Genomic DNA, 13044 nt, shown 5'->3' with positions numbered 1-13044 from the left:
ACAGACAGTGGCAGATGTACTACCACCAGGCCACGCCCGTTCCGCCCGGCCAAACGTGACCGTCCCGCCGCACCCCGCTTCGGCGATGGGGCGGCCGACGGTCATCGCCGCAACCGCTGAACCTGCTCAGAGCCCCGGGTCCGGCGCTTCCAAGTGTGCGATCTCCCGGGGGAAGTAGGCCTCCACCCCTTCCCCCATCGCGTACAACTCGCGCAGGAAGGCACGGGACCGCGCCACGACGTCCGATTGGGTGAAGCGCGTGGCGCCGTCGGGCACGCCCGCAGGGGTGTAGTCGAGAACGTAGACGGCCTCGGAGCCCAGCACGCACAGTTCGGGCAAGGGCTCCGCCCGCTCGTACTGCGCGACCCGCTCCGCTTCGAGCACGGACACCTCCTCCCCGTACTCCTGCTTGACATGCAGGACGTTCAGCTCCCACTGGATATACGGCGTGACGGGCCGCTCGACGACCCGCACGCGGTGCAGGCCGATACCCGATTCGGTGATCTTCCCGAACTCCTCCTCGTATTCCGGGCGCAACTCCTCGATCAATTGCAGCGAGTGCCCCCAGTCGCCACTGCGGAACGCCACATAGCTCGGGAAGTCACCTTCGTCATAATGCTGCATCCGCTCCAGCTTCCAGAAGCCCTCGGCCCCGATACGCCAGAATCGCTCCATGAAGTCGGGTGTGTAGGACGCCTGTTCAAGCCGGGTTCCATGGGCGCCATCGAAAATCTCACGCATTACGGGGAATTCCTCTCCTTCACAGTGGCTCGCCGGGACCGTCGTTGCCGACGCCAGGTAACGAACCAGATGGCATGGACGCCGACGACGGCCGCAAGGGTAAATGCGGCGTCGGATACATCGAGTGGGGACCTGGCTGAGCTCAGCTGAACACAAGCCCTGCCGATCAGGCGAATCTCCGCCGGAATGGTGAAAGCGGCAAATCCTGCCAGACAGAGCACAGTTCCGGCCACCATGACGAAGCTGTAGATCCGGACCGCACGCCGCTCAGAAGCGGGAAGACTACGGCTCGGGTCGTCGCCCACCGACTCCCTTCGGAGCAGCCGTCTGGCCAAATGCCCGGCGTAGGCCCGGCCGTCGCCGTAGAGGTCGCGACAAGCGGTGAGGTCCTGAAGGACGAAATAGACGTCGGTCCGCATGAACACCATGAACTGGAAGGTGAGGGGCAGGGCCGCCCAGAGCACCACGGCCGCGAGGAGACGGTGCGCCGTTGTGTTCGGCGGCACCAGGGCAAGCAACAAAACCGCCGTGGAGGCGACAGCGAGATTGACCCCGATACCGGCGAGGTAGGCGGTCAGTCGATGGCGTCGAGGAGCGAGTTCGATACCGCTGATATCAGTCTGCATCACAAGGAATTGGAGCCGCGTTCCGAAACTTATCCTCCCGGGAACGTCCGCAGCCCGTGCCACGGCGAGATGCGCCACCTCGTGCAGGAAGACAATCGACCAGCCGACAATCAGCCCAACCGCCACCACCAGGGTCCCGTACGAGCTCCACACCAGATCGCGATGGGTCGGAATCAGCTCCGGACGCGCAAGAAGAACCGCCAAGGCGGCAGCAACCAGAACAGTCGGCAGCAAGGGGAGCGACGGACGCAGCAGAAACCGCACATGGTGTGCTCGCAACCTCGGAAAACTTTCGGGAGTCGTCGGAGCCGAGGAGATCTTCCTGCCGTCGACCTCGGCCACGAAGTCGACCGTCAACAGGCCCTGTACAAACTCCACGAGGTCTGCTTCCTCCCCCGTTCTGGCGCGCAGTTCCGCTTGCGCCGAAGCGACGCTCATGCCGCGTTCCAGCAGACCGAGTGCCTCGACTCCGATGTGGGGCAGGGCCACGAATACGCGGGTCTCGCGGCGCCCCACGATCCATTCATCGCCGTCCGGCCGCTTGCTCAGCCGGTGCAGCAGCACCCGGGAGTCGGGGCGGACAGCCACCGTTGCGCCCTCACCTCGGTCCCCCGTCATCTCACGGCTTCACCACAGACCTGGCAGTCGCGTCGACGGTGCACCGGCTCCCATCCAGGCTCTCCTGGGAGCATGAGGTTGAACTCCAGGCGGAAACCGGGGTGGAGCGGCGGCACACCGGTAAGCACCGCAATGGCGGCGTACACGAACAGAGCGCCTGCCAGAGACGCAGTGACGGCGTTCACCGGGCTCCACGGCATCCGAGGAGAAACGGTGTCCTCGTGTTGACCGGGCGGAAGCCTGAGGTCGCGTGACTCCGCCTGCGAGGATCTGTAGCACTCCAGGCAGCCGCTCTTGCCGGGCACATAAGCGCCTGCCGTGACCAGTGGCCCCCGATATCCTCCGTCTATCCACGGCGTGCCCGTCTCCAGGCATGCCTGGTTGGCCCAGGAGCGTATGGCAGCCGGACGGTCCGCGCTCAGCACCATGAGGTCGTATCCCTCTGTCCCCGCTACCCGCTTCTGCAGCAGTCGCACGAGGTCCTCGGCGTTCCGCACCTCGTCCACCTCGCCCGTTAAGGCGACATCGGAGTTCAGCGCTCGCAGTGATTCCAGAGCCACCTCCACCTTGTCCCGGCCGATATCACGCTCGCGGTAGAGCACTTGGCGGTTGAGGTTGGATAGTTCGACGACATCGGGATCCACGCAGTGCAGACTCCCCACACCTGAAGCCACCAGGCCCTGGGCTGCGATCCCTCCGGCACCGCCCAGACCTATCAGCAGGACACGCGCACGGGACAGCGAGAGTTGCAAGTCCCAACTGTTCCCTCTGGGCGAGGTGTCCATCCATCGGAGCAGGGAGACGCCACGGCCGTAGCGGACCTCCTCCCGCTCGGAGAGCTCTCCGGGAACTCCTGTGGCGGCGTCCTCGAGAAAGCCGGCCTGCCTCAGGTCGGCCATGGCTTGCAGGACGGCACCCTCGTCAACGGCTGCATGGGACGCGGCGACCTCAGCTGCGATCTGACGCGGACTGCGGTATCCGTCCAATGCCTGGGTCAATGCCCAGACCCAACCATCGGGATCCGCGATCTCCGCTCCAATACCGTGGATCACGCTTCCGATGCGCACATGGCCATCGACAGTCCGGTAGGGGCGGTGTTCAGGCTTGACGCGCGGCCGCAAAAAGTCGGCATCGCCCTTGCTTTGCTCCCCCACCGCAGCGCAACTCCCGTCCGCAGCAACCCACTTGACTACCCACGCCCCTGTGGCAGTGTTGGCATGCTAGCGCCAGACGAGACCAGGGAGGCAAGCATGGCCACCAAGATCACGATTCGTCCGCTGGACAAGAAGGAGACCACGGGCGAAAGCCAAGGGATCAGCAACTGAACCCGCTCGATGTTGTGATCAAGGGTTCCCATCTCCACTGAGGCCTTGGTCCACACCGCCGAGGCGCGGAGGCGGAGGCCGGCTGGGTGACGCGCAAGCGTCTCGTCGTGACGGGGCGCGACGCCGAGCCGGCCTCCTGCTTGTGACTGGGACCGAACGAGTATCGCGGACCTCCCCTTTGCCTGGCCACTACCGAGCCGGGCCCGCCAACGTACTGATGGGTAACGGAGGGCACATCTCCGGCTTTCGGGTGAGGCCCACCAGTTCCTCTGCAGGTTGTTTCCCGTCCCGGACAGCCGTGACATAGGCCTTCGCCTGCTGTGGTCCCAACAACGGGGCCTGCTTCCGTACGTGGCGCATCGCGGCCATGGTCCCGTCGGAGCACACGAGTGCCAGGACATCCGTGATCAGCGGATCGGGTGGTCGAACACCTCTGATCTGTTGGAGGTAGAGCTCCTCCCAGCCTTCGCCGACGAACGTAGTGACAGGGATGTGGTGAATGCTCCCGTCCTGTCGGTCCACCAGATAGGGACCATGGCCCACCAACATCTTCCCGATATCGCGGCTGCGGATGTACTCCACCGATTGCATGAAGACCAGCCACCCGAGGGCGTGCTCCTCCACATCGAGGACAGCGAGCTCGGGCGGCCCTGCCATCCATGGTGACTCCTGCCGCTCTCTCGACAGCAGGTCCTCGACCAGTTCCACGGCCCGTTCCTTGGTGACCACGTCCCTCATCTTTCACCACGGCGCAACCGGGTTTCGATTCCGACCGGACCAGTCGCACATCCCCAGATCGAGATCTCAAACGCGGCGCCCCCCTCGAACGTCATCGGTGCCCGGAGGGGGAGTGGGCACCGGCCGCGAAGGTACATCGCTGGGCGTCCCCGGCTCCCGGTCAGCGTGCCGTGTCCGATGACTCCGGGGAAGGGGTGAAAACCCGGTCGCAGTGCGGCCAGTGGCGGAAGTCCCGGTGCTGGTCCCACAGGCGCTTGGCGGCCCGGATGTTCCACTCCGGGTCCAGGGCCTGGCGCGGTGTGCCGCCGAGGTCGCGCAGACGGATGTCGGAGATCTGGAACACGCCCCAGTTCCTGGAGCCGTTGGTGTTCGGGAGGATGTGCAGCGGGTCGAGGAAGGACTGGCAGTCGGCGATGACGACCGCTCGGTCCGGTGCTTCGGTGAACACCTCGCGGATGCGCTCGCGCACCTTCTCCGGCGGCCACACGCTCATCTTCACGGGCTGCTCGTATAACGCCTTCTTGGTGGCATCGCCGACGACCCCGTTGGGCTTGAGGCCGGCGAGCACCTGGAAGGCGGTGACTCTTCGCTGGGTCTGCGGGCCGAAGTTCCCGTCCACGTCGATGTCCGCGCCCTTGGCGCGCAGCAGTTGCTGCACCTCCCGTGCGCAGGCGTCGTGCTGGCCCATGGCCACCACAGGACTGCAGGAGGCGGTGAAGAGCAGCCGCCGGCCGTTCTCGGCGGCCCCGCCGGTGCTGCCCGCGCTTCCGCCGTTTCCGGACGGAGCCGTCAGGGTCGCCACGGTCCAGGCGGTGGCGCTCAGGGCCAGGGCCGCGGCGATGACCCCGACGGCGGCCCGCACCCGGCGCCGTCCCGGGGAGGCGGAGGGTGCGCGCTCGTTCCGGTGGTCCTCGGCGGAACCGGCGGGAGCGCGGGGAGCGGGGGATGCGGCCGTCCCGGTGTGCTCGGCGGTGTTGTCCGGGGCGTCTTCGGTCCGGGGGACATTGCCGGTTCGGGGGGCGCCTTCGGGCCGGGCGTCCTCCTCCGTCCCGCTCTTCGGCGAGGGCGTTGTTCCGCCGCCTGCCTGGGCGCCGCCGGCCGGTCCGGTGTCACTCACCGGTGCGGTGCCTGCGCCTTCCTCGGCGGCAGCTTCGGCAGATCTGGCGCCTTCAGCAGCACCGGCCGCTCCGAGGGCTCCGGCGGCGGGCGTGGCCCGGGCAGTCTCCGCCCCGGCACCGGCCGCCCCGGCCCCGTCCGCCGACTGGCGTTCCCGCTCCGCCGGTTGACGTGTGCCGGTCTCCCCGCCGTCCCCGGTCCGCCCGGCTCCTCCGCCGTCTCCCGGCCGCGCCGCTCCTCCGCCGTGTCCCGCTCCCCGCCGCGTCCCGTTCCCGGGCCGCGTCCGCCAGGGCCCAGAGGCGGTGCAGCGTGCGCAGCTCGTCCGGGGCCGCTCCGCAGGCGACGGCGAGCCGGTGGAGGCTTCCGTAATCCTGCGGGACGGAGGTCCCCCGGCAGTAGCGGTGCAGACTGGAGCCGCTCATCCCGGACTTCCTGGCCAGCGCCTCGTAGCTCATTCCGGACCGGTCCTTGAGCGAACGCAAGAACGCGGCGAACCGCTCGGTTTCCCCGCACGCCGTCATCGGCGCACCCCCCTTGCCACACCCTGCGGGACGGTGGTCGGCCCGCCCCGGCCCCACTCTGCCACGGAACGCCGACAGCGCATCCCACTTCCGTCCCAGCCGTCCCGCAACGTGCCAGGCGGGACCACCGCACCGTCCCAGGCGTCCCGTCCCGGCCGATCTCCTTGCCCGTGCCGGCGGCCGGTTGCGAGCGTCTAGCCCGTTCCGCACGAGCCAACGAACTCCGAGGAGACGGGCCCATGCACTTCCCTTCCGTACGCAAGGGGCGCCGGACCGCGCCCCTGCTCGCCGCCTTCACCGTCAGCGCGGCGGCCGCCACGGCCTTCGTCCTGCCGACGTCCTCCGCCGCCGCGGCGCCGGCCGCGCCCGCGGCCGTGGACTGCGCGACGGGCGACGTGTGCTTCTGGACCGGTTACGACTTCACCGGCAGGAAGTGCGCCTGGGACATCGCCGACCCCGACTGGCAGAACGGGGCCATCAAGTGCTCCTGGGCCGCCACCACCAACGTCAAGTCGGTGTGGAACGCCGGCACCGGCAGCTACTCGGGCGTGGCCTACTACAAGGGTGCCAACTACACCGACCGGGTCGGCTGCACCCGCAACCAGCACGGCGGCAATCTGGCCGGCACCTACAAGGTCCGCTCCCACAAGTGGATCACCAGTAGCTGCGGCTGACGGCTGCCCCTCATGACCCGCCTCCCCGGGAGGGGGCCGGACCCGACCCCACCGGGTCCGGCCCCGGCCGGCCGCCGCGGCGGCGGACGACGGGCGGCGCACGACGGGCGACGGGCGGCGCACGACGGGCGACGGGCGGGTGCGGGGCCTGCACGCCGTCACCGCCCGTACGGGCACCCGCCGCGGCCGTGCCGACCACACGGCTGCGGCGGGCCGCCCCATTCCCCGCTCCCCGTTGACAGAAAGCGCTTCCCGCCCTCTCGACAACTCCCTCCCGCCCCACCAGGCTGCTACCCGGCCGGGGAGACGGACGAGAGGAGACGCTCGTGAGGCGCAGGACGTTACTGACGGCGGCCGGCGGGGTGCTGCTGGGCACCGCCGTGGCCCCGGGCACGGCGCACGCCGATGCGACGGTGCGGGTGGAGCCGGGCACGGACTACGGGGCCTGGGAGGGCTGGGGCACCTCGCTCGCCTGGTGGGCGAACGTCTTCGGCGACCGGGACGACTTCGCCGACGCCTTCTTCACCCTCGGCGACGTCCCGTACGACGGCCGTACGCTCCCCGGCCTGGGGCTGAACATCGCGCGCTACAACCTCGGCGCGTGCAGCTGGAACAGCGTGGACGGCGAGTCGATGGCGGTCTCGCCCAACATCCCCCGCTTCAAGCAGATCGAGGGTTTCTGGCAGGACTGGCGCGACGAGGATCCCGACTCCGCCGCCTGGAACTGGAACGTCGACGCCAAGCAGCGGGGTGCCCTGCTCCGCGCTCATCGCCGCGGCGCCAAGGCCGAGTTGTTCTCCAACTCCCCGATGTGGTGGATGTGCCTCAACCACAACCCGTCCGGGGCGGCCGACGGCGGCAACAACCTCCAGCCGTGGAACCACCGGCAGTTCGCCACCTATCTCGCGGTCACGGCGCAGCGGTCCCGTGACGCCTGGGGGGTGCCGTTCGTCTCCGTGGAGCCGTTCAACGAGCCGTCCTCCGACTGGTGGCGGGCGGACGGCCGGCAGGAGGGCTGCCACATCGACGCCGGGGTGCAGGCCACGGTGCTGGGTCATCTCCGTACGGAGCTGGACCGTCTCGGGCTGTCCGGCACGCCGATCGCCGCGTCCGACGAGACGAGTTACGACCTGGCCCGCACGACCTGGGCGTCCTTCGACGCGGGGACCCGGGCGCTGGTGGACCGGGTCAACGTCCACGGCTACCAGGGTTCGGGGGGCCGCCGGGATCTGCTGCACCAGGAGGTCACCGGCGCGGGCAAGGCGCTGTGGAACTCCGAGACCGGCCAGAACGACGCCACGGGCCTGTCGATGGCCACCAACCTCTTCCTCGACTTCCGCTGGCTGCATCCCAGCGCGTGGGTCTACTGGCAGGTGATGGACCCCAGCCCGGGCTGGGCCATGATCGCGTACGACCCGGACACGCTGCAGCCGGGGGCCGTGCAGACCAAGTACTACGTGTTCGCCCAGTTCACCCGGCACATCCGGCCCGGGATGCGGATTCTCGGCACGAGCGCGGGCAACAGCATCGCCGCGTACGATCCGGCGGCCCGGCGGCTGGTCGTCGTGGCGGTCAACCCGGACCAGGCGCAGACGCTGACCTTCGACCTCTCGCTCTTCGGGCGGGCGGCGGGCGGGCCGGGCGGCCAGGTGACACGCTGGTCCACGCACACCTCCGGCGGCGGCGACCTCTACACCCGGCGCACCGACACCCGTCTGACGGGCAAGTCCGTGAGTGTGCCGTTCGCGGCGGGCCAGGTCCAGACGCTGGAGATCACCGATGTGACGGAGTAGGGGCGGCCGCGCGGGCCCGGCGCACGGCCGTGAGCCGGGGCCGTGCGCCGGGGCCGTGGGCCGGGGCTCGTCCTCAGTCGAGGATGTGCCGCAGATACACGCGCGGGTCGTTGAGGTAGCGGCGCCAGTGGTCGACCAGGGCGAGGTCGCTCCACTCCGTCCGGCGCAGGCCGTGGTCGCCGACCTCGATGATGTCCGCGCCCGGCAGGGCGGTGAGCAGCGGGGAGTGGGTGGCGCAGATGACCTGGCCGCCGTTCTTCACCAACTGGTCGAGGTGGCCGAGGAGTTCGAGGCAGGAGGAGAACGAGAGCGCGGCCTCCGGCTCGTCCATCACATACAGACCGGGGCGGAGGAACTTGCCCCGGAACGCCGCCAGGAAGCCCTCGCCGTGGCTGACGGAGTCGGGCGCGAACCCTTCCCGGTCGAGCGCGTCGAGGGCGGTCTCGGCGCGCAGGAAGAAGCCCGTGCGTGCGGACCAGTTGCCGAGCATGCGCCGTCCGCGCGGCGCCGCTTCGAAGCGGATGCGCTCGCCGAGGACCGACTTGCCGCGGTGGCTGGCGTAGCGCCATTCGTGCGAGCCGCCGTAGGGGTCGAGCCCGAAGCCCTCCGCCAGGGCTTCGACGAGGGTGGACTTGCCCGAGCCGTTCTCGCCGACGAGGAAGGTCACCGGTGCCGTGAAGCGCAGCCCGTCCGTCAGGAGGCCGCGCACACAGGGCACGGACCAGGGCCACTCCCCCTCGTCGTGCGATTCCACATGTGCGTACGCGCGTTCGACGATCACGGGCCGAGTCTCGCACAGGGCGGGCCTGACCCTCTCGGCGCCGGCCCAGCGGTGTCGCCGTCCGCGGGCGGTCGCCCGGGCCCCCGCGAGCGGGCCGCCCCGCTACCCCGGGTATTCGGGCAGCAGCGGCCCGGGCGGGGCGGTCTCGGCGAGGCGCACCAGGGCGCCGGCGATGTCGCGGAGCTTCAGGTTGGTGCGCTGGGAGACGTCGACCAGCAGCTGGAAGGCGTCCTCGGGGTTGCAGCGGCGTTCGGCCTGGACGATGCCGATGGCCTGGTCGATCACCCCGCGGGAGCGCAGCGCCTGCCGGAGCTGGGCGATCTCCTCCTCCAGTTCGCGGTGGCGCTTGGTGTCGTCGGTGGTCTGCTCGACGTGCTCCGCGTAGCGCCGCTGGGCGACCGCGGAGTGGGTGCGCGCGGTGGGGGTGTCGGCCTGCCCGTAGGCGCGTTCGACGCGTCGCAGGTCCTCGTGGAAGGCGGTGACGTCCTCGACGTGGTGCAGGATCCCGGTGATCTCGCCGTGGGCGTCGGTGACGGGGCTGTTGACCGGGCTCCAGTACATGTCGCGGAAGCCGCTCGGGCTGTCGCGGAAGGGGATGGGGTACCTCTGGACCCTCATGGTGTCCACGCCCGCGCCCCGCAGGACGCGCCGCAGCGAGGCGCTCAGGTTCGCCACCCCGTCCGCCCGCGGGTCGTGGGGGTCGTCGGGGAACGCGTCGAACATGTGCAGCCCGAGCAGTTCCTCCCGCTCCCGGAAGGTCGCCGACGCATAGGCCCGGTTGGCGTCGCGGATCACCAGATCGGTGGTGAGGACGAGCAGGGGTGCGGTTGTGGCGTGGAACACAGCCTCGAAGTCGCTGGGGGACGCGTCGAACGGTGCCATACCCAGAACGTAACCCGGTTGAGGCTTCACACACTCCGCGGGGAGCCGGGGAGCACCGCCGCCTCGGGGGTGTCGGCCGGCCGGTCCGCCGCCGGTCCCGCCTCCAGGACGACAACGGCCGGCGGCCGGTCGCGGCGCAGCCCGGCCAGGGCGACGAGCACGACGAGGGCGAAGGCGGCGCCGCCCAGGCCGAAGCTCAGCGTGTACTGGGTCTCGGCGGGCAGCGCGGGCGCGCCCGGGGGCAGGTCCGGCAGGGTGTCGGCGGCGAGGAGCGTGGTGACGACGGCGCTCGCCACGGAGCTGCCCACCGAACGGGAGATGGAGTTGATGCCGTTGGCGATGCCGCTCTGGTGCGCCGGTACGCCGGCGACGATGAACGCGGGCAGGGTGGCGAAGCCGAAGGCCACGGCGATGCCGGTCAGGACGCCCCCGGTGACGACCGCCGCGGGGGTGCCGTGGGCGAGGGCGAGGACGGCGAAGCCGGCGACTCCCGCGCAGGCTCCGGCGGCCAGGGTGATCCGGGCGCCGATCCTGCGGACCAGCGCCCCGCCGAGCTGGGCCGCCAGGAGTGAGGCCGTCGCCCCCGGCAGCAGATAGACGACGGAGGTTCGCAGCACGGAGGCGCCGAAGCCGTACCCCGCGATCTCGCGGGGCGTCTGCACCAGGTACGAGACGCCGATGAACTGGGTGAACAGGCCGAAGCCGAGCAGCACGCCGGCGATGTTGGTGAAGAGCACGGGCCGCTGCAGGAGCATCCTCAGGTCCACCATCGGTTCCCGCACCCGGCGCTCCACCAGCGCCCACACGGCCGTCGCCACCGCCGCGCCCGCGAGGCAGCCGAGCGCCCGGGGCGAGCCCCAGCCCCAGGTGTTGCCCTGGGAGACCGGCAGCAGGAAGAGCACCAGGGCGGTGGCGAGGAGGGCCGCGCCCGCCCAGTCCGTGCGGCCGCCCGCGGGGTGCGGTGACGGCGGGACGGCCAGGGCCACGGCCGCCAGCGCGACGGCCGACAGCACCGCGGCGAACCAGAAGACCCGGTCGTAGCCGGCCTCCGGGCCCCGTGTGAGCAGTCCCGCGCCGACCAGCGCGAATCCGCTGCCGAACGCCAGGGTTCCGCTGACGAACCCCATGGCGCCGGGCAGCCGGTCGGCCGGCAGCTCGTCGCGGAGGACGGAGAGGGCGAGCGGGAAGATCGCGGTGGAGGCTCCCTGCAGCACACGGGCGGTGATCAGCAGGGGAAGCGAGCCGGCCGTGGCGGCGAGGACGGAACCGGCGACGGCCAGCGCCAGGACGCCGAGGAGGACGGGCCGCTTGCCGCGCTGGTCGCCGAGCCGCCCCAGCAGCGGGGTGGACACGGCGGCGGAGAGCAGGGTCGCGGTGATCAGCCAGCTCGTGGCGGAGGAGGTGAGGGACAGCTCGTCCCGGATGACGGGCAGGATCGGCACGACCAGGGTCTGCATCGTGGAGACGACCATGGCGGCGGGTCCGAGCGCCAGGACGAGAACGGGCGCGGGACGGAGCCGGGGCGGGGCCGGCGGTGCGGACGCGGCCGGGGACGGAGCCGCGGCCCCGGTCCCGGCCCCGGAACGGGGACAGGACGCCCCGGGGCCGCCGCGTGCGGTGTGCTGGTGGCATGTCGGTGTCGGTGCTTTCTGGGCGTGCGGACCCGGGCGGGTCCGGGGGCCGGACCGGCCGGCGGAGCGGGTGACGCCGGCCGGACCGGTGCGGGGACTCAGGCGAGCGGCACGTCCAGGACGGCCTTGTGGTGGCTGAACGTGGCGAGGGAGTGGCGGCCGTGGTAGTTGCCCATGCCGCTGGGGCCGACGCCGCCGAACGGCAGCTCGGGGACGGCGAGGTGGTAGATGGGCAGGCCGAAGTTGAGCGCCCCGGAGGAGGTCTCGGCGGCGAGCCGCTCCCGCGTGACGTCGTTGTCCGTGAAGGCGTACAGGGCGAGCGGCTTGTCGCGCTCGTTGATGAAGGCGATCGCCTCGTCGAGACCGTCCACGGTGACGATGGGCAGCACGGGGCCGAAGATCTCCTCCCGCATCACCGGTGCGTCCGGGTCCACGTCGGCCAGCACCGTGGGGGCGATGTACCGGTCGGCGCGGTCGTGGGTGCCGCCGGTCACCGTCCGCCCCGAGTCGAGGAGCGCCGCCACACGGTCGAAGTGGCGCTCGTTGACGATGCGCGCGTACGCGTCGGAGGACTGCGGGTCCGGGCCGAAGAGCTGCCCGATCACCTCGGTGAGGGCCGTTTCCAGGGCGCGGGCCGTGCCGGGGTCGGTGAGGACGTAGTCCGGGGCGACGCAGGTCTGCCCGGCGTTGGCGAACTTGGTGGCGGCGAGCCGTGCGGCCGTCGCGGCCACGTCGGCGTCGCGGTCGACGAACGCCGGGGACTTGCCGCCGAGTTCGAGCGTCACCGGGGTGAGGTGCTCGGCGGCCGCCTTCATGACGATGCGGCCGACCGTGCCGTTGCCGGTGTAGAAGACGTGGTCGAAGCGCTGGGCCAGCAGGGCGGTGGTTTCCGGGACAGCGCCCTCCACCACGGCGACGGCGTCGGCGTCCAGGTACTCCGGCAGCAGCCGGGCCATCAGCGCCGAGGTGGCCGGGGACAGCTCGCTCGGCTTGGCCACCACCGCGTTGCCCGCGGCCAGGGCGCCCGCGACCGGTACCAGCAGCAGGTTGACGGGGTAGTTCCAGGCGGATATGACCAGGGCCACGCCCAGGGGGTCGTACTGGGTGCGGGCCGTGGTGCCCTCGGGGAAGGCGGCCTCGGGGACGCCCGCGGGCCGCGGGCGCAGCCAGTCCTCCAGGTGCTCCAGGTAGTGGTCGATCTCGGTGACGGTGCTCGCGATCTCCATGGAGTCGGACTCCGCGCGGCTCTTGCGGAGGTCCGTGTGGAGGGCGGCGGCGATGGCGTCGCCGTTCTCGGTCAGCAGCGCGCGCAGCCGGGAGAGCTGCTGCTTGCGCCAGGCGAGCGGCTTGGTGCGCCCGCTGCGGAAGGTGGCGCGCAGGCGGCCGGTGAGGGCCGCGGCGTGCTCGGTGGTGAATCCGGTGCCGGTGGCCTGGTGGGTGGCCGGGGTCGCTGTCATGGTCGTGTCCCGTTCTGTCGAAGAGGTGGTGGGGAGGGCTGCCGGGCGGGGACGGGAGCCGGAGGGACGGTCGGCGGTCGGCGGTCGGCGGTCGGCGGTCGGCGGTCGGCGGTCGGCGGTCGGGGGAACGAGCGGTGCGGG

General features: G+C 71.0%; 13 protein-coding genes. 3 read left to right on the top strand and 10 right to left on the bottom strand.

What is annotated here, in order from left to right; genetic code table 11:
• Window positions 1-126 precede the first annotated feature (126 nt).
• From E4N63_RS28265 to E4N63_RS28255, 3 genes are read right to left on the bottom strand one after another with little or no spacing between them, the layout of a single operon-like run.
• Window positions 127-741: a DUF6879 family protein gene (locus E4N63_RS28265; RefSeq protein WP_230242014.1), complete on the bottom strand. Its 615-nt coding sequence runs from the start codon at window positions 739-741 to the stop codon at window positions 127-129.
• A complete protein-coding gene (locus E4N63_RS28260) occupies window positions 741-1955 on the bottom strand; it encodes a hypothetical protein (protein WP_230242013.1) in 1215 nt (404 codons plus the stop codon). Before E4N63_RS28260 ends, E4N63_RS28265 begins: the two co-directional genes overlap by 1 nt.
• A 26-nt stretch (window positions 1956-1981) precedes the next feature.
• Window positions 1982-2884 carry a ThiF family adenylyltransferase gene (locus E4N63_RS28255; protein ID WP_230242012.1) on the bottom strand — a complete coding sequence of 301 codons (903 nt, stop codon included), beginning with the start codon at window positions 2882-2884 and terminating at the stop codon, window positions 1982-1984.
• 168 nt (window positions 2885-3052) lie between these two features.
• Here E4N63_RS28255 and E4N63_RS28250 point away from each other — a divergent pair, with 168 nt between their 5' ends.
• Window positions 3053-3310, top strand: a complete 258-nt coding sequence (locus E4N63_RS28250; RefSeq protein ID WP_230242011.1) for a hypothetical protein — start codon at window positions 3053-3055, stop codon at window positions 3308-3310.
• Between the two features lie 189 nt (window positions 3311-3499).
• On the opposite strand, the gene E4N63_RS28245 is transcribed toward E4N63_RS28250, so the two are convergent.
• The 3 genes from E4N63_RS28245 to E4N63_RS28235 form a co-directional block, all read right to left on the bottom strand.
• Entirely contained in the window at window positions 3500-4039 is a 540-nt protein-coding gene (locus E4N63_RS28245) for a YrhB domain-containing protein (protein WP_230242010.1), read from the bottom strand.
• A 169-nt stretch (window positions 4040-4208) separates the two neighbouring features.
• Window positions 4209-5165, bottom strand: coding sequence for a peptidoglycan-binding protein (locus tag E4N63_RS31310; protein ID WP_230242008.1), 957 nt, complete (start codon window positions 5163-5165; stop codon window positions 4209-4211).
• A 52-nt stretch (window positions 5166-5217) separates the two neighbouring features.
• On the bottom strand, window positions 5218-5685 hold the full coding sequence (locus tag E4N63_RS28235) for a helix-turn-helix domain-containing protein (RefSeq protein ID WP_374112845.1): 468 nt from the start codon (window positions 5683-5685) through the stop codon (window positions 5218-5220).
• 239 nt (window positions 5686-5924) lie between these two features.
• On the opposite strand from E4N63_RS28235, the gene E4N63_RS28230 reads away from it, so the two are divergent.
• Both E4N63_RS28230 and E4N63_RS28225 read left to right on the top strand, forming a co-directional pair.
• Complete coding sequence (locus tag E4N63_RS28230) at window positions 5925-6359, top strand: peptidase inhibitor family I36 protein (protein WP_125622631.1); 435 nt, start codon at window positions 5925-5927, stop codon at window positions 6357-6359.
• A 326-nt stretch (window positions 6360-6685) separates the two neighbouring features.
• Window positions 6686-8152 carry a glycoside hydrolase gene (locus E4N63_RS28225; RefSeq protein ID WP_230242005.1) on the top strand — a complete coding sequence of 489 codons (1467 nt, stop codon included), beginning with the start codon at window positions 6686-6688 and terminating at the stop codon, window positions 8150-8152.
• A gap of 73 nt (window positions 8153-8225) precedes the next feature.
• Here the strand turns inward: E4N63_RS28225 and E4N63_RS28220 are convergent, their stop codons facing one another.
• The 4 genes from E4N63_RS28220 to E4N63_RS28205 form a co-directional block, all read right to left on the bottom strand.
• On the bottom strand, window positions 8226-8933 hold the full coding sequence (locus E4N63_RS28220) for an AAA family ATPase (protein ID WP_125622633.1): 708 nt from the start codon (window positions 8931-8933) through the stop codon (window positions 8226-8228).
• Window positions 8934-9035: 102 nt separating this feature from the next.
• Window positions 9036-9815, bottom strand: coding sequence for an ANTAR domain-containing protein (locus tag E4N63_RS28215; protein WP_230242004.1), 780 nt, complete (start codon window positions 9813-9815; stop codon window positions 9036-9038).
• A 26-nt stretch (window positions 9816-9841) separates the two neighbouring features.
• Window positions 9842-11287: an MFS transporter gene (locus tag E4N63_RS28210; protein ID WP_308188754.1), complete on the bottom strand. Its 1446-nt coding sequence runs from the start codon at window positions 11285-11287 to the stop codon at window positions 9842-9844.
• Between the two features lie 257 nt (window positions 11288-11544).
• Window positions 11545-12903, bottom strand: a complete 1359-nt coding sequence (locus E4N63_RS28205) for an aldehyde dehydrogenase family protein (RefSeq protein ID WP_230242003.1) — start codon at window positions 12901-12903, stop codon at window positions 11545-11547.
• Between the last annotated feature and the right edge of the window lie 141 nt (window positions 12904-13044).

Origin of the sequence: Streptomyces sp. MNU89 (genome assembly GCF_020982505.1) — a bacterium.
In the GTDB taxonomy this organism is placed as follows: domain Bacteria; phylum Actinomycetota; class Actinomycetes; order Streptomycetales; family Streptomycetaceae; genus Streptomyces; species Streptomyces xinghaiensis.
This window is presented reverse-complemented; position numbering and strand designations above follow the sequence as displayed.